The sequence below is a fragment of the Arthrobacter sp. S41 genome (assembly GCF_004320535.1).
Classification (GTDB): Bacteria; Actinomycetota; Actinomycetes; order Actinomycetales; family Micrococcaceae; genus Glutamicibacter.
The window spans coordinates 48,276-64,120 of record NZ_SIHY01000002.1 but is presented as its reverse complement, the minus strand read 5'-3'; the positions used below and the strand labels follow the sequence as shown (position 1 = coordinate 64,120).

Genomic DNA, 15,845 nt, shown 5'->3' with positions numbered 1-15,845 from the left:
TAGGTACGTGATCCTTCTCTAGCCCCTGCCAAACCCCGAGCAGACGTGTAAATTCGGGGTGCATACAGCCATTGGCGATACTCTAGAACTATGGCCCCACGTACTCAGTCTCAGGGGACGAAGAAGCCGACGACGCGCAAACCCAAAGCGTCCGGTACTTCGCCCTCCAAGAAAACACCCGAGAATCCGGAACAGGAACTCGCCCTACCCTTACGCGCCCTGCGCAGCGTCTGGATGGGGATCGCTCGGATCTTTGGTGGCGCATTCCGCCGTATCGGTGGAACGGTGAACCCTGACTACGAACTTCGCCGTGACGGAACCGGGCTCTTCCTTGCCCTCATCGCGGTCACCGTAGCGATCATCGAATGGTGGGGCCTGCGAGAATCAGGATGGTTCGGTCAAGGTGTGCATGCCGTTGCCGGTGGCACCCTGGGCTTCATGGCAGTCTTATTGCCAGTGATTTTGTTCGTCGGTGCCTTCCGACTGTTCCGCTACCCAGAAGCAGTGACCGCCAACAACCGTATTGGTATTGGCCTGCTGATCATGACCCTTTCCGGTTCATCCATTGCATCGTTGGCTAAGGGCTCTCCTTCAGTCTCGGATGACTTTGAACTTTTGTGGAACGCCGGCGGTATGGTTGGCTCCATTTTGGGTACGCCACTGGGCATGCTGATCACCGTGCCAGGGGCCATGGCAGTGTTCATCTTCTTGGCGTTTATGTCCATTCTGATTGTCACCGCAACACCCTTCACCCAGATCCCTGAACGGATCCGCGGTGGTTACAACCGTTTGCTGGGCCAAGACCCGAACGCTACTCGTCCGGCACGTCAGGCGGCTGTCCCTGAGCTTGACTCAACGCGCGAGGACCACGACCAGTCCTACCTCTACCCAGATGAAGAGGCCCAGACGCCAGCTCCAAAAAAGAAGAAGCCTGGCTTCTTTGAACGCCGTGCTGCTGCGGCCCGCCAGGTGACCGAGGTTTACGACGTAGATGGTCACGGTAGCGAGAGTACGGACCGTCCAGGTGATGTCGCCTACGACAAGGCAGTGATCGATCCTGCTGATGTCTCGGAAGCATCAACCACCTCATTGCCTGTAGCTCAGCGCAACTCGGGCAAGATCTTTGATGCCGATGAAGCGGCCACTCAGGCTATCGCTCGTCCAACCTTTGACGATGAAGCAGAAGACGCTTCTGAAGCTGCGACTCAGGCCATTGCCGAAACGTCGATTCCCAAGCCAGCTGGCCCACCACCTGGGGTGAAGCGCCCGACCAAGGCCGAAAGCGAAATGGCCGAGATCATGGCCAATATCGGCTTAAACGCTGAGCCGGAAGCTACCACTTCCGCCATGGATCAGGTGTCCTCGCGCGCCGCTGGCCTTTCCGCCGGCCCGCAGTCACCGATCCCTGCACGCAGCGAACAACTGCAGCTCTCCGGGGATGTCACATACACCTTGCCAGAGGACCACTACCTGCCTGCCGGCCCGCCGGCCAAGGAAGCGTCCGAAGCCAACCAGGTAGTAGTTGATGCACTGACTAATACCTTGCAGCAGTTCAAGGTTGATGCTCAGGTCACCGGCTTCTCCCGCGGACCTACGGTCACCCGCTACGAGATCGAACTTTCCCCGGGCACCAAGGTGGAAAAGGTCACCGCGCTGGCCAAGAACATCTCCTACGCCGTTGCTTCCTCTGACGTTCGTATCCTTTCTCCGATCCCGGGCAAATCCGCTATCGGTATCGAGATCCCGAATACCGACAAGGAAGTTGTCGCCCTCGGTGATGTGCTGCGCAGCAACAATGCGCGCAAGACCGAACACCCAATGGTGATGGGCGTGGGCAAGGACGTTGAAGGCGGCTTTGTTGTAGCGAATCTCGCCAAGATGCCTCACCTTTTGGTGGCAGGTGCTACCGGTGCAGGTAAGTCTTCGTTTGTGAATTCGATGATCACCTCCATCCTGATGCGCGCCACCCCTGATGAGGTGCGCATGGTGATGGTTGACCCTAAGCGCGTGGAACTTACCGCCTATGAGGGTGTGCCTCACCTGATCACCCCGATCATCACCAACCCGAAAAAGGCTGCCGAAGCCTTGGGCTGGGTGGTGCGTGAAATGGACACCCGCTACGACGACTTGGCCAACTTCGGCTTTAAGCACATCGACGACTTCAATAAGGCAGTTAAGGCTGGCAAGGTTCACCCGCCCGAAGGTTCCAAGCGAGTGCTTAAGCCCTACCCTTACCTTTTGGTGATTGTTGACGAGCTCGCAGACTTGATGATGGTCGCTCCACGCGATGTGGAAGAGTCCATCGTGCGTATCACCCAGCTGGCACGTGCTGCTGGTATCCACCTGGTGCTCGCTACCCAGCGTCCATCGGTGGATGTGGTGACTGGTCTGATCAAGGCCAACGTACCTTCGCGCATGGCCTTTGCAACCTCCTCGGTCACCGACTCCCGCGTGGTCTTGGACCAGCCAGGTGCCGAAAAGTTGCTTGGTCAAGGTGACGCCCTGTTCCTGCCTATGGGATCTTCCAAGCCGATGCGTGTGCAGGGTGCTTGGGTGACCGAATCTGAAATTCAGCGCGTGGTTGAACACGTCAAGACCCAGCTTTCACCTGAATACCGTGAAGACGTGATTCCGGTCGCCGAGAAGAAGAAGCAGATCGATGAGGACATCGGAGACGATCTGGATCTATTGCTGCAAGCCACCGAGCTTGTAGTGACCAGCCAGTTTGGTTCCACCTCGATGTTGCAGCGTAAGTTGCGTGTTGGTTTTGCCAAGGCCGGACGGCTCATGGACTTGATGGAATCGCGCGGCGTGGTTGGTCCTTCTGAAGGCTCCAAGGCCCGCGATGTACTCATCCAGCCCGATGACTTGCCGATGGTCCTTGCCGCTATGCGCGGCGATGATCCAGCCAACACGACCATGTCGGCCAGCGAGGCTGCCTTGGTCCAGGAGGCCAACGTAAACCACGCTGATCCGGTGGCGGAATACGCCGAGGATCTGGTGGCCAAGGACCTTGATGATCGAGAGCAAGCCGTGGACTACTTTGACGGCTCCGACGAACCTGGCGAAGACGCCTGGGACCTGACAGGAAGAAACTAATACCCATGAGCGAGCAAGCTGGCCCAGGCGCCCAGCCACCGGTACCGACGCTGAACATCGCCAACGTGCTCACCACCATCCGCATTATCATGGTGCCCTTCTTTGTGTGGGCACTGCTGGCCGATGACTCCGAGCAAGGCCTGTGGCGCTGGGTTGCTCTGGTGCTGTTTGTGCTGGCTATGTACACCGACAAGCTCGACGGGGATCTGGCCCGTAGTCGTGGGTTGATAACCAACTTCGGCAAGATCGCTGATCCGATCGCGGACAAGCTACTGACCGGTGCAGCGTTGGTTAGCTTCTCGATCTTGGCGGAGCTGCCTTGGTGGGTCACCATCGTGATCCTGGTTCGTGAGTGGGGCATCACCCTACTGCGCGTTGTGGTGATCCGTTACGGGGTGATCGCGGCCAATATGGGCGGCAAGATCAAGACCGTATTGCAGTCCGTGGTTATCGGACTGTACCTGTTGCCGTGGACTCAAGAGATTGCCTGGTTGCACACCGTGGCTTGGTACCTGATGCTACTGACCCTGGCGGTCACCGTGGTGACTGGCGTCGAGTACATCATCAAGGCCGGGCAGCTTGTTGCTGCCGCTAAGAAGCAGAAGTAAGGCGCCGGATCATGCTCAAGGCACAGGCACCCGCGGTGATTGCTGCCGCGATCGAACAAGGCGTACAGCTGGCCACTGCGGAGTCGTTGACCGCGGGGATGATCGCGGCGCGCTTGGCCGAAGTGCCCGGAGCTTCCGCAGTCTTGCGTGGGGGAGTTGTTAGCTATTCCTCGGACGTCAAGCGCGAGCTACTGAACGTGGATGCATCCTTGCTGCAGAGCAACGGCTCAGTGGATCCTGAAGTTGCACGCCAAATGGCCGTGGGTGCGTTGCGCGCATGCGGTGCGCAGCTGGCTATCTCGGCCACGGGCGTCGCCGGGCCAGAGGCTCACGATGGGAAGCCGGTAGGCACGGTCTTTATCGGATGGGCATGGGGTGCTGAGTCCGGGACTAAGGAGCACCACTTTGTGGGGGATCGCTCGCAGATTCGAGAGCAAAGCACTCAAGCGGCCATCCACCAGATGGCTGCCATGTTAGATAAAGCTTCTTCACAGTAAGACACGCAATACTATTTCTCCCGAGATATTTAGCAAAAATCGCCTTTTATGTGGCACGCGTCGCATTTTTCCGATTAGGCTGAGTTTAGGGAACAAAATCGTATGACCCACCGTTGTACGAATTACAGGGTCGCAAGGTTGGCCCCGTATTGAACAGATCTTCGAGATGGACCTAGGAGCAAAGGCTAAATTTATGGTCAAGCAACCCTTTACTGTCAATGGTGTTGTCCGTTGGCGCGATATGGGAGAAGCCCATACGGTCCAGCCCGAGAAGGAGGAGCACAAAATGGTAGTACTCCGTCATGAAATCGGCGATGTTCTGCGTGACGTCCGTCAACGCCAGGGTCGTACGCTTCGCGAGGTTTCGCATAGCGCCCGCGTATCCCTCGGATATCTTTCCGAAGTTGAGCGCGGTCAGAAGGAAGCCTCTTCTGAGCTGCTTTCCTCGATCTGCGTGGCACTAGAAATTCCACTGTCCCTGATGTTGCGCGAAGTTTCTGAACGCGTAGCCCTAGCCGAGGGTATTGCTATCCCAGATACCGTGCCAATGGACATGGCGAACGAATTCGCCGACAAGAGCACCGGCAAGCCATTGGCTTCGGTCTAAATTCAACAAGTCTTTTGGTTGCCGCAGCTCAGTAATCGGGTTACCGGAGCCACGCAAGGAGTCCACGTGTATTGCGTGGGCTCCTTGCCTATGTCATGGGAGAATAACTAGGTGAAAATCAGCGATTTCTGGCGCAATATGGAAGCCGAGTTCGGCCAGCGGTACTCGCATGTATTGGCCGACTCCATGGCACTGACCGAGTTGGACAGCCTGACGGCGTCTGAGGCAATAGACAAAGGGATCAAGCCTAAGCAGGTCTGGGAAGCATTGTGTCTGGCCCAGGACGTTCCGGCGGAACGCTGGCTTGGTATCGACATCGAACCCAAGGAGTCCTAGGAGGAAAATTCGAAAATTCTATTTTCGATCCTTCGAAAACCCTGTGTTGAATTTCGAACATCTGTTCGGATATGCTTATCCTAGAAGCAACGCAGGAAACTGCAACAAAAACTTACGCACTGAGATTGTCCACACTTGAGGGCTATCCGAGTCCAAAGTGTCGGTGGACGAGCATACTGTCTACAGCAGGACATAAATCATGAGCAGGTCGCTAGAGGCTTGCACGAGCAAAGGTGAACCATGGCAGCAAATAATGATCGAGAAAAGGCTCTAGAAGCTGTCCTCGGACAAATCGACAAGGCCTATGGCAAGGGCTCGGTCATGCGTTTGGGCGATGAAACCCGTGCACCAATTGAAGTAATTCCTACCGGTTCGGTCGCATTGGACGTCGCTCTGGGAATTGGCGGCCTGCCACGCGGTCGCGTGGTGGAGATCTATGGTCCAGAATCCTCGGGTAAGACCACCGTTGCCTTGCATGCTGTAGCCAGTGCGCAGCGGGCCGGCGGCGTTGCAGCATTCATCGATGCTGAGCACGCTTTGGATCCTGAATACGCCAAGAAGCTCGGTGTGGACACCGACGCCCTGCTTGTTTCTCAGCCAGATACCGGTGAGCAAGCATTGGAAATCATGGATATGCTCGTGGGCTCAGGCGCACTAGACATCATCGTCATTGACTCCGTTGCCGCCTTGGTTCCCCGTGCAGAAATTGAAGGCGAAATGGGCGACAGCCACGTTGGCCTTCAGGCTCGTCTGATGTCGCAGGCACTGCGTAAGATCACCGGCCGCCTCTCGCACTCGAAGACCACTGCAGTCTTCATCAACCAGTTGCGTGAAAAGATCGGTGTCTTCTTCGGCAGCCCAGAAACCACCACCGGCGGTAAGGCACTGAAGTTCTACGCTTCGGTTCGTATTGATATCCGTCGAATTGAAACCTTGAAAGAGGGCACCAACCCAGTTGGTAACCGCACTCGTTGCAAGGTTGTCAAAAACAAGATGGCTCCTCCTTTCAAGCAAGCAGAATTCGATATCCTTTACGGTCACGGAATCTCGCGTGAAGGCTCCCTCATCGACATGGGTGTAGAGCACAACCTGGTCAAGAAGTCCGGTGCTTGGTTCACCTATGACGGAGACCAGCTGGGACAGGGTAAGGAAAACGCTCGTCGCTTCCTGCGCGATAACCCAGATCTGTCTGATGAACTAGAACGTCAGATCTTGCAGAAGCTTGGCGTCATACCTAAGGACGAAGCTGAAGAAGACGAGACAGAACTGCGAGTTGTCGAGGGCGACAAGTAGTGAGCTCAAGCTTCCAACGACGTAGCGTCCGACCCGGATACAAATCCGGGTCGGACGCTACGTCCGTTTCCAAAGAGTTTCAGGGTGACTTTGAGGACATGCCAGACTGGGCCAAGCCTGATCCGGAAGAAATCCAATCGAAGCTTGCTGCCAAAGCCAATGAGCCGCGAGCTAGCACAGAGCAAAAGCCTGTCATTATTGCGCCTTTGCCTCAGGAGGATGACAAAAAACCTGAGAGCATCGACGAAATTCGCGAAGCCATGCAACGCATCGTTGCGGCACCGGTAACACCTGCGCCAGCAATACCTTCAAAAAAAGAACGACGCGAGACGCGTGCAGCGCGTAAGGCAGCTCGTGAATCGGGAGAACCCGAAGAGCTTAGCGATGATCAGTGGCGAGAAAAAGCTCGCGGTATCTTGCTTCGCCAACTAACGGCTGGTGACAAGACTGCCAAGCAGCTCAAAGATAAACTGCTGGACAAGGAATGCCCAGAAGAGATCGCTGATGAAGTCATCGAGCGCTATGCAGAGATCAATTTGGTTGATGACCAACGATTCGCCAAGTCCTGGGTAGTCACTCGTGCCCGTTCACGCGGACTTGCCCGCGGAGCCATCAAACACGAGCTACGTTCTAAAGGCGTGGACGATGAACTTGCGGCCGAGGCGCTCGAACAAATTGACGACGAGGCTGAGGAACAGCGAGCTCGTGAACTTGTCCGTGCCAAACTACGCCCAGAATCGATGGGGGTAGATCGAGATAGGTCGCTGCGCCGGTTGGTAGGAATGCTCGGGCGTAAAGGTTACAACGGCGGTATGGCCTTTAAAGTTGCTCGCGAAGAATGGGAAGAGCGCTTCGGATCTGAGATCTAGCGGTCACTCTCGCCGTTTGGAATGCCTGCTCAACCGGAAGATCCAATCATCCACGCTCTGGAAGACCCAGATGCTTATGACGCACACGCCAACAAGCACCGAGATCAGCCCAATATTAAAGAGCAATTTATCTGTTTTGTAATCGATCGGCGGGATGACACCGATCGTAATCGGTACGACCAGCACGAGTAGAGCCGTTAGCGAAGCCATCCACCAATGAAATTTTTTCATGCCCCGCGAGAGATTTGGCCGCGGTGGAGTGGAACTTGTTGACCGCTTTCGGGAGCTACGCATGCCCAAGTTTCCTCGTCTTAGATGATCTTGTACCCGACTACTCTGATTTATCTTATCTGGAAGATCAACGCAGGCGACGGCCCGACAAGATCACCGCCGTAGGTGGGGGAGCCGGGGTTCACCCTAGGGTTACCTATATTTCTGTACCACCGAAGTTTCGGTAATCTTAACGGGTGACTGAGCAACAAACCAATAGCAACTCGACCGCTGAAGAAGCGACGCGAACCTATGAAGTGCGTACCTTTGGCTGCCAAATGAATGTCCATGACTCTGAGCGTCTTTCAGGTCTGTTAGAAAACGCGGGACTGAACCGCAAACCAGAAGAGCGCGAAGATGAAGTCGCCGATGTCGTCGTCTTTAACACCTGCGCAGTTCGCGAGAATGCGGACAATAAGCTTTACGGAAACCTCGGTATTCTCAAAAACATCAAAGCAGAACGTCCAACCATGCAGATCGCTGTGGGCGGCTGCCTTGCCCAGAAGGATCGAGACTCGATCCTCAAAAAGGCACCTTGGGTAGATGTCGTTTTTGGCACCCACAATATTGGTTCTCTACCCACGTTGCTGGCTCGTTCAGAGCACAACAAAAAGGCGGAGCTGGAGATCCTTGAATCGTTGGATGTCTTTCCATCCACTTTGCCTACGCGACGTGAGTCGGTTTACGCCGGGTGGGTCTCCATTTCGGTGGGCTGCAATAACACCTGCACATTCTGCATTGTTCCTTCCCTGCGCGGTAAGGAACGAGACCGGCGACCAGGAGAAATTCTGGCGGAGATTCAAGCACTCGTTGATGATGGTGCCATTGAGGTCACTCTTTTAGGTCAGAACGTAAACTCGTACGGAGTCGAATTTGGTGACCGTCTAGCTTTCGGCAAATTATTGCGTGCCTGCGGAGAGATCCAGGGACTGGAACGCGTCCGGTTCACCAGTCCACACCCTGCTGCGTTCACTGATGACGTCATCGAGGCGATGTCCCAGACTCCCAATGTCATGCCACAGTTGCACATGCCACTGCAGTCCGGTTCAGACAAGGTGCTCAAGGATATGCGCCGTTCCTATCGCTCCAAAAAATTCTTGGGCATCTTGGACAAAGTCCGCGAACAAATTCCGAATGCAGCGATAACTACCGACATCATTGTTGGATTCCCCGGAGAAACCGAAGAAGATTTCCAAGCGACCATGGATGTTGTGGAAGCGTCGCGATTCGCCTCCGCCTTCACCTTCCAATATTCCAAGCGGCCCGGGACACCGGCAGCAACTTTGGAAGATCAGCTGCCCAAAGCAGTGGTCCAAGAACGCTACGAACGTCTCACCGCTTTGCAAGATCGGATCTCCAAAGAGGAGAACGCCAAGCAACTTGGCCGTACTGTTGAGGTTATGGTTACCGAACAATCCGGACGAAAGTCTGAAGAAACGCACCGCATGGCCGGTCGGGGACAGGACCAGCGTCTTGTTCACTTCTCAGTGCCGGCCGGTGCACCAACCCCTCGACCCGGAGATTTAGTGACCTTACCAATTACCGAAGTAGCTGCCTTCCACTTAGTCTCAGATCCGAGCCTGGAACAGTTTGAACTACGTCGTTCGCGCGCCGGAGATGCGTGGGATCGGGCGCAGGCAGAAAGCTGCGGTGTACCGAGTATAGGAACTAGCTCTACTGCTGGCCGTGCAAATTTGGGTATGCCAACTTTGAAGGTGCGCAGCTAGCCGAATGAGAAATTCTCAATTACCAGTCATCGCAGTAGTCGGTCCCACCGGCACCGGAAAATCCGATCTAGCCATCGCCCTCGCCCAGGAACTGGACGGGGAAATTGTCAACTCCGATGCGCTTCAGTTTTACCGCGGCATGGATATTGGAACAGCAAAACTTCCTGTGTCCGAACGTGGCGGAGTTGCGCACCACTTGATGGATACCTTGTCCATTACTCAGGAAGCTTCCGTGGCTACCTTCCAAGCCCAAGCACGAGAGCATTTTGCGAATATCCGGGCACGCGGAAAAGTCCCGGTTATGGTGGGCGGTTCGGGCCTCTACGTGCGTGCTGCCTTGGACGTGATCGATTTTCCGCCCACCGATCCTGATGTTCGTCAGCGCTTGGACGCAGAAGTTCAAGCTATGGGCGACGGAGACTTGCGCCGTAGACTAGCTGATGTTGATCCCATTTCAGCTGCGCGAAATCTTGATGTGCGTCGAGCTGTCAGGGCATTAGAAGTTTTTGAAATCTCGGGCCGACCCTTCAGCTCATACATGCCACAGCGCGAGTATTTTGCTCCCGCCATTCAGATCGGACTAAATTACGATCGCTCGGCGTTGCATGAAGCATTGGAATCACGCGTACACAAAATGGATGCGATGGGACTAGCCGAAGAAGTTGCAGGACTGCTCGAACACGGGCTACGTGAGGGAAAAACTGCTTCACGCGCCATCGGTTATCAGCAGTACACCGATTATCTCGATGGAGAAATCAGTAGGGCTGAGGCAATCAACCAGACTGTTATCGCCACCCGTAAATTTGCCCGTCGTCAGATCACCTGGTTCAACGCTGACCCGCGGGTGAGCTGGCTGAATCCCACTGAACCGGACCTGATTGGTAAAGCACTTTCCCTCGTTGGCTCGGCCAGCGAAGCACCAACACGCTAGGAGTATCGATGTACACCACCGAACTAGAACAATTAGCTGGGCAACCTTTCGCTAAAGGTCACGCCACGGGAAACGACTTTGTTTTGATCTCGGACCCAGAAGGCCAGCTAGACCTGAGCGAACAGCAAGTAGCAGCGCTGTGCCATCGGCGCTTTGGCATTGGTGGTGACGGATTGATCCGTGCAGTTCCCACCGCTCAGGTCTCTGGATACCAGACACAGGCCGTGGAGAATCCAGACGCTTATTGGTTCATGGACTACCGCAATGGCGATGGCTCGATTGCTGAAATGTGCGGCAACGGTGTACGCGCTTTTGCTCACTTTCTTATTGCAGAGGGATTAGTCGATCTGCAGGTAGGTCAGAGCATCCAGATCGGTAGTCGCGCAGGGATCAAAACCATTACCCGGATTGTCGATGGTTATGCAGTGAATCTTGGACCATGGGGATTGATCCATGAAGAGAAAGCTACGGCAGAGTCCGTCGATTCCATGGTTAAGCCTCGCGGCTGGGAGCAGGCCCTTCCAGCTTTGAGCATCACTATGGGTAACCCGCACACCGTGGTGGCATTACCTGACCTCGACATGCTTGAAAGCCTTGATCTATTCCAGGCCCCAGATGTGGCTCCAACACCACCTAACGGCACCAACGTTGAATTTGTGGTGCCTAGTGATCCGTTGATCGAAGAAGACGGTGTAGCTCAAGTGCGCATGCGAGTACATGAACGTGGAGTCGGAGAGACGCTGTCATGTGGCACTGGCGCGTGTGCGGCAGCAGCTGCCGTCCGCTACTGGGCTCGCGGCACAGCATTGATCAACCAATGGGCGGTGGCAGTTCCCGGAGGCGTAGTCGGCGTAGAGTTCCGTGAAAATGCGGCCGGGGGAGAAGACACGATTCTTTCTGGCCCGGCTGAGCTTGTGGGCCGCGGGGTAATCGGCGCTGCCTAAAGGTCTTTGAGCAAAGCAAAAAACTGCAGGACCTAGTTTCAACTAGGTCCTGCAGTTTTTCTGTTCAGCTTAGGCCGGACGTGAAACCTTCAGTACACGGAACGCTTTGGACGTCGCTTCGCGAGTCACCGACCATTGTGCTGGCAATTGCTCAACAAGCCACTTTTGCAAGGAATCACTGCCCAGGTTCTTTTGGACTACCAGCCAGGCATCTCCGCCCGGTGCCAAGCGCGGAAGCCACAGCAGCAACAGCTCGTGTAGTGCTTCCTTGCCGATGCGAATTGGGGGATTGGACCAGATCGTATCGAACTGAAGCTGAGGGTCAACGGAATCGGGGGTACCGACAATGACATTTTTCAGCCCCAAACTCTGCGCATTCAGTCGCGTCAGTTCGATGGAACGTTCATTAACATCTAAGCCATAAACTTCGGATTCGGGAGACTGCTCCGCCGCAGTCAAGGTAATCGGTCCCCAACCGCAGCCAATGTCCAATACGCGTCCGCGCGGGGTCGGGACGTATTGCAAGAGAACAGCAGTGCCCTTGTCTAGCCCGGTGGGTGAGAAGATCCCAGAAGCCGTCTGAACCTTGCGAGTCGAGCCATTAAGCTCAACCTCAATGGTGCGACGTTCGTCTGCCGAAGCCGGGCTGGCGGTGAAGTAATGATCCGAGGTCATGACCAAAGTTTATCGTTGTGCGTCGTCGGGCCAAAGACCAGCGCATTCAACGTGATCAAAGCGATATAGGCAAGCAGAATTTTCACTGATAGAGTTTTCCGTATGACTTTCGTATTCGTCTAAGACGTAACCGCTGTGGTTACCTCGTGATTTCCCTGAAGCAGGCGTGCCGATTTGGCGTGCCCGAACAGCGAATCAGTAGACGGCGAAGTCTTTTTTGTTTTCCGTAAGTTGTGCATCACACTCCTTGCCAATCGACTTTGCGCCTCGGTAACCCAGCATTCACCTGACTAACTGCAGATTTGATTGCCTTTGCAAAGGATTACGAATGAGTGATGAAACGACTGACTCCCAACGCGCCACGTCGCGAAGTGGGGGTCCTCGGCACTATTCTGGAAAGCGAAGTACTTCTAAGGAGACCATGACTAACTCCGAGTCACACGAGCACGATTCGGCATCAATGGATGATGCCCAGATCCAGGCCGCTATCGACCGGATCCTCGAAGCTGATGAAGCCCAGAGTCCACAAATCCAGCACTTCGGCGAGGAAGATTCTTCAATCTTCTCCGGCCAAGCTACAGCGCTGAACCGTTTCTCTTCTGGCCTGTCCCAGTTCGACGGAGACCAAGACGATCTAGCTGAGCGACGCGCTCTGCGTCGTGTTGCCGGCCTGTCTACCGAGCTGGAAGACGTTACCGAGGTTGAGTATCGCCAGCTGCGCCTAGAACGCGTAGTCCTTGCCGGCATTTGGAACGAAGGCACAGTTACTGATGCCGAAAACTCCCTGCGTGAACTAGCTGCACTGGCTGAGACCGCTGGCTCTGAGGTTCTTGACGGCGTCGTTCAGCGACGCAGCAAGCCAGACCCTTCGACCTTCCTTGGATCAGGCAAGGCTGAAGAACTGCGCGGAATCGTTGCCTCAACCGGCGCCGATACCGTTGTTGTTGACGCCGAACTGGCACCTTCCCAGCGCCGTGCGCTGGAGGATATCGTCAAGGTCAAGGTTATTGACCGCACCAGCTTGATTCTCGATATCTTTGCACAGCATGCGGCATCCCGTGAGGGTAAAGCTCAGGTCGAGCTTGCTCAGCTTGAATATCTTCTGCCACGCCTTCGCGGTTGGGGTGAGTCGATGTCTCGTCAGGCTGGTGGCCGTGTTGGTGCTGCCGGTGGCGGTATCGGTTCGCGTGGACCTGGTGAAACCAAGATTGAAATGGATCGCCGCCGTATTCGCGACCGCATGGCCAAGCTTCGCCGTGAAATCAAGGCGATGAAGCCGGCTCGTGAGGCCAAGCGCGCCAACCGAAAACGCAACGAAGTTCCGGCTGTAGCTATCGCTGGATACACCAACGCCGGGAAGTCCTCGTTGCTTAATCGCCTGACTAACGCTGGGGTTTTGGTGGAGAACGCACTGTTCGCCACCTTGGATCCAACCGTGCGTCAGTCCTCCACGGAAGACGGTCTGACCTACACCCTGGCCGACACGGTCGGTTTTGTGTCGAACCTTCCAACACAGCTGGTGGAAGCCTTCCGCTCAACCTTGGAAGAAATCGCGGATTCGGATCTGATCTTGCACGTGGTTGACGCTGCGCATCCGGATCCCGAAGGACAGATTCAAGCGGTACGCACGGTGCTCGGCGAAGTTGACGCACTGAACATCCCTGAAGTTATTGTGCTGAACAAAGCCGATGTTGCTGACCCATTTGTCATTGAACGTATCCGTAACCGTGAATCGAACACGTCGGTGGTTTCGGCGCACACGGGTGAAGGAATTGAAGAGCTGCTTGAAAAGATCAGCGCCTTGATTCCACGACCCGGAATTCAGCTTGAAGTTCTTATTCCTTACAACCGTGGGGATTTGATCGCGAAGCTACACCAGAGTGAATCTGAAATTCTGGAAAGTGAATATTTAGATGATGGCACTCGGATGATCGTCAAGGTACGTGATTCCTTGGCTGCAGAGTTGGAGAACTTCAACATTCATGGATAAGCAAGAGCAGGCCCTGGAACTTCTCGAGGCCGCGGTCACTTCCATGGGTGGTGCCATGCGCACGGGCCAACAGGAAATGGTCAAGCATGTGGTGACCGCCTTGGAAGATGAAGAACACTTGCTGGTGCAGGCCGGCACCGGAACGGGTAAGTCCATGGGCTACCTGATTCCGGCGCTGGCTCACGCGCAAACTAGCGCTAAGCCAGTGATTGTCTCCACCGCTACGCTGGCACTGCAGGCGCAGATTGTCGGTCGTGACGTGCCACGGTTACTCGAATCTCTCAAGGGCAAGCTCTCGCGTCCCATGGATGTCGCCCTGCTCAAGGGGCGCTCAAATTATCTGTGCCAATATAAACTCGGCGGCGGATACCCAGATGATGAAGGCACGCTGTTCACTATGGATGAGCCGGCCGTCCCTGCGGGCACGACCTACTCACCGCTAGCCAGCGAAGTCTTAAAGCTTCGTGAATGGGCTGATCGTACCGATACCGGTGACCGTGACGAACTGGTTCCTGGCGTCAGCGACAAGGCATGGAAACAGGTTTCAGTTTCAGCAATGGAATGCCTGGGATCTCAAAAGTGCCCCATGGCAGACGAATGCTTCTCCGAGATGGCTCGCGCGCGGGCATCTGAAGCAGACGTCGTGATTACCAACCACGCCTTGCTAGCCGTCTCAGCTTTCGAAGGCCTGTCGGTACTTCCAGACTTTGAAGTAGCAATCATTGACGAGGCCCACGAGCTTCAAGACCGAGTGACAAGCTCGGTCTCTGGAGCATTGTCGGCGCGTACCGTAATGACAGCCGCAGGCGGTGCTAAACGCCATTGCGGAGTCAACGTAGATGAGATGGTCAAGGCTTCCAACCGGCTTGAAAAGTCTTTGACCGGAATTCCTACCGGCCTGCTAGAACAGGGTCTGCGTGAGGATATGGGCATTGCCCTCAACGACATTGTGGAGCAGGCCCGGCTCATTCTTGCATTGTCCAAACCGGAAGCCAATGCACCAGCAGATGGCGGACGGCAGACCGCTCGATCCCAGATGCAGGCAGTGATGGATGATGCCATCCGTATGCTTGAATCCGAAGAACGCCGAGAAGTCCTCTACACAACTCGACCACGCGAATTTGTGGAAGGCCGCGGATATGTTGAAGCTGACGATTCGCAACCGGCAACACTCAACGTGGCACCATTGTCGGTGGCGGGAAAGCTCCGAGAGGGGCTATTCGACGGCCGCACTGTAGTGCTGACCAGCGCAACACTGGCTATCGGTTCGCAGTTTGATGCGGTAGCGGGTTCCTTGGGATTGATGGGTGCAGGAGCTCCGACCTGGACCGGCGTTGACGTAGGTAGTCCATTTGACTACCCAAAGCAGGGCATTCTCTACGTTGCCAAGCACCTACCCAAGCCGGGCCGGCAGCTAGCCGCGGAGACCTTGGACGAAATCGAGGACCTGATCAAGGCCTCGGGCGGTGGCGCACTGGCGCTATTCACTTCCAAACGCTCAGCAGAGGAAGCTGCCAGCATCCTTCGGGAACGATTGGACGTGGAGATTCTGTGCCAGGGCGAAGCAAGCATGAAATCCTTGGTTGAACAGTTTGCAGCTGAACGCGACACCTGTCTCTTTGGCACGATGACCCTGTGGCAAGGTGTCGACGTACCCGGAGATTCCTGCCGACTCGTGATCATCGACAAGATTCCCTTCCCGCGTCCGGATGACCCGATTTCTAAAGCCCGCACCGAGGATGTTGCTAAACACGGCGGCAATGGCTTTATGCAGGTCTCAGCGACTCATGCTGCCATCCGGTTGGCGCAGGGTGCAGGACGACTCATTCGCTCTATCAATGACCGCGGAGTTGTGGCGGTTTTGGATTCACGCATGGCCACTGCACGCTATGGCAGCTTCTTGAAGGCCACGCTGCCACCGATGTGGCCCACCGTGGATAAGAAGGTTATTACCGGTGTCCTAGAGCGGCTCAAACCCGAAGAAGAGAAGTAGGCGTAA

General features: G+C 55.4%; 14 protein-coding genes. 12 read left to right on the top strand and 2 right to left on the bottom strand.

What is annotated here, in order from left to right; genetic code table 11:
• The first annotated feature begins 90 nt into the window (after positions 1-90).
• The 7 genes from EYR88_RS11610 to EYR88_RS11580 all read left to right on the top strand — a co-directional run bounded on the left by EYR88_RS11610 (position 91) and on the right by EYR88_RS11580 (position 7,309).
• The gene (locus EYR88_RS11610) at positions 91-3,099 is read left to right on the top strand and encodes a DNA translocase FtsK (protein WP_131089932.1); all 3,009 of its coding nucleotides are present in this window, start codon (positions 91-93) and stop codon (positions 3,097-3,099) included.
• Positions 3,100-3,104: 5 nt separating this feature from the next.
• Positions 3,105-3,707, top strand: coding sequence for a CDP-diacylglycerol--glycerol-3-phosphate 3-phosphatidyltransferase (pgsA, locus tag EYR88_RS11605; RefSeq protein ID WP_131089931.1), 603 nt, complete (start codon positions 3,105-3,107; stop codon positions 3,705-3,707).
• An 11-nt stretch (positions 3,708-3,718) separates the two neighbouring features.
• Positions 3,719-4,204: a CinA family protein gene (locus EYR88_RS11600; protein WP_131089930.1), complete on the top strand. Its 486-nt coding sequence runs from the start codon at positions 3,719-3,721 to the stop codon at positions 4,202-4,204.
• Between the two features lie 193 nt (positions 4,205-4,397).
• A complete protein-coding gene (locus tag EYR88_RS11595) occupies positions 4,398-4,811 on the top strand; it encodes a helix-turn-helix transcriptional regulator (RefSeq protein ID WP_131089929.1) in 414 nt (137 codons plus the stop codon).
• Positions 4,812-4,922: 111 nt separating this feature from the next.
• Positions 4,923-5,147: a DUF3046 domain-containing protein gene (locus EYR88_RS11590; RefSeq protein WP_131089928.1), complete on the top strand. Its 225-nt coding sequence runs from the start codon at positions 4,923-4,925 to the stop codon at positions 5,145-5,147.
• Positions 5,148-5,387: 240 nt separating this feature from the next.
• Positions 5,388-6,440 carry a recombinase RecA gene (recA, locus tag EYR88_RS11585; RefSeq protein ID WP_131089927.1) on the top strand — a complete coding sequence of 351 codons (1,053 nt, stop codon included), beginning with the start codon at positions 5,388-5,390 and terminating at the stop codon, positions 6,438-6,440.
• Entirely contained in the window at positions 6,440-7,309 is an 870-nt protein-coding gene (locus EYR88_RS11580) for a regulatory protein RecX (protein ID WP_131089926.1), read from the top strand. Before recA ends, EYR88_RS11580 begins: the two co-directional genes overlap by 1 nt.
• Positions 7,310-7,312: 3 nt before the next feature.
• Here EYR88_RS11580 and EYR88_RS11575 read toward each other — a convergent pair whose 3' ends face one another.
• Positions 7,313-7,519 carry a hypothetical protein gene (locus tag EYR88_RS11575; protein WP_131089925.1) on the bottom strand — a complete coding sequence of 69 codons (207 nt, stop codon included), beginning with the start codon at positions 7,517-7,519 and terminating at the stop codon, positions 7,313-7,315.
• A gap of 257 nt (positions 7,520-7,776) precedes the next feature.
• Between EYR88_RS11575 and miaB the strand changes: the two genes are divergently transcribed.
• From miaB to dapF, 3 genes are read left to right on the top strand one after another with little or no spacing between them, the layout of a single operon-like run.
• Entirely contained in the window at positions 7,777-9,306 is a 1,530-nt protein-coding gene (miaB, locus tag EYR88_RS11570) for a tRNA (N6-isopentenyl adenosine(37)-C2)-methylthiotransferase MiaB (protein ID WP_131089924.1), read from the top strand.
• Positions 9,307-9,310: 4 nt separating this feature from the next.
• Positions 9,311-10,237 (top strand): tRNA (adenosine(37)-N6)-dimethylallyltransferase MiaA, encoded by a 927-nt coding sequence (miaA, locus tag EYR88_RS11565; protein WP_131089923.1) that lies wholly within the window; start codon positions 9,311-9,313, stop codon positions 10,235-10,237.
• A gap of 8 nt (positions 10,238-10,245) precedes the next feature.
• On the top strand, positions 10,246-11,181 hold the full coding sequence (gene dapF / locus EYR88_RS11560; RefSeq protein WP_131089922.1) for a diaminopimelate epimerase: 936 nt from the start codon (positions 10,246-10,248) through the stop codon (positions 11,179-11,181).
• A gap of 69 nt (positions 11,182-11,250) precedes the next feature.
• On the opposite strand, the gene EYR88_RS11555 is transcribed toward dapF, so the two are convergent.
• Entirely contained in the window at positions 11,251-11,856 is a 606-nt protein-coding gene (locus EYR88_RS11555) for a methyltransferase (RefSeq protein ID WP_131089921.1), read from the bottom strand.
• A 421-nt stretch (positions 11,857-12,277) separates the two neighbouring features.
• Here EYR88_RS11555 and hflX point away from each other — a divergent pair, with 421 nt between their 5' ends.
• Both hflX and EYR88_RS11545 read left to right on the top strand, forming a co-directional pair.
• Positions 12,278-13,846, top strand: a complete 1,569-nt coding sequence (gene hflX, locus EYR88_RS11550) for a GTPase HflX (RefSeq protein ID WP_131089920.1) — start codon at positions 12,278-12,280, stop codon at positions 13,844-13,846.
• Positions 13,839-15,839 (top strand): ATP-dependent DNA helicase, encoded by a 2,001-nt coding sequence (locus EYR88_RS11545; protein ID WP_131089919.1) that lies wholly within the window; start codon positions 13,839-13,841, stop codon positions 15,837-15,839. Before hflX ends, EYR88_RS11545 begins: the two co-directional genes overlap by 8 nt.
• Positions 15,840-15,845: the final 6 nt, after the last annotated feature.

What these genes read in the sequence shown, in the direction of transcription:
- EYR88_RS11610 (WP_131089932.1), top strand. Translation starts at nt 91, where the DNA reads ATGGCCCCACGTACTCAGTCTCAGGGGACGAAGAAGCCGACGACGCGC.
- pgsA (WP_131089931.1), top strand. Translation starts at nt 3,105, where the DNA reads ATGAGCGAGCAAGCTGGCCCAGGCGCCCAGCCACCGGTACCGACGCTG.
- EYR88_RS11600 (WP_131089930.1), top strand. Translation starts at nt 3,719, where the DNA reads ATGCTCAAGGCACAGGCACCCGCGGTGATTGCTGCCGCGATCGAACAA.
- EYR88_RS11595 (WP_131089929.1), top strand. Translation starts at nt 4,398, where the DNA reads ATGGTCAAGCAACCCTTTACTGTCAATGGTGTTGTCCGTTGGCGCGAT.
- recA (WP_131089927.1), top strand. Translation starts at nt 5,388, where the DNA reads ATGGCAGCAAATAATGATCGAGAAAAGGCTCTAGAAGCTGTCCTCGGA.
- EYR88_RS11575 (WP_131089925.1), bottom strand. Translation starts at nt 7,519, where the DNA reads ATGGCTTCGCTAACGGCTCTACTCGTGCTGGTCGTACCGATTACGATC.
- miaA (WP_131089923.1), top strand. Translation starts at nt 9,311, where the DNA reads ATGAGAAATTCTCAATTACCAGTCATCGCAGTAGTCGGTCCCACCGGC.
- dapF (WP_131089922.1), top strand. Translation starts at nt 10,246, where the DNA reads ATGTACACCACCGAACTAGAACAATTAGCTGGGCAACCTTTCGCTAAA.
- EYR88_RS11555 (WP_131089921.1), bottom strand. Translation starts at nt 11,856, where the DNA reads ATGACCTCGGATCATTACTTCACCGCCAGCCCGGCTTCGGCAGACGAA.
- hflX (WP_131089920.1), top strand. Translation starts at nt 12,278, where the DNA reads ATGACTAACTCCGAGTCACACGAGCACGATTCGGCATCAATGGATGAT.
- EYR88_RS11545 (WP_131089919.1), top strand. Translation starts at nt 13,839, where the DNA reads ATGGATAAGCAAGAGCAGGCCCTGGAACTTCTCGAGGCCGCGGTCACT.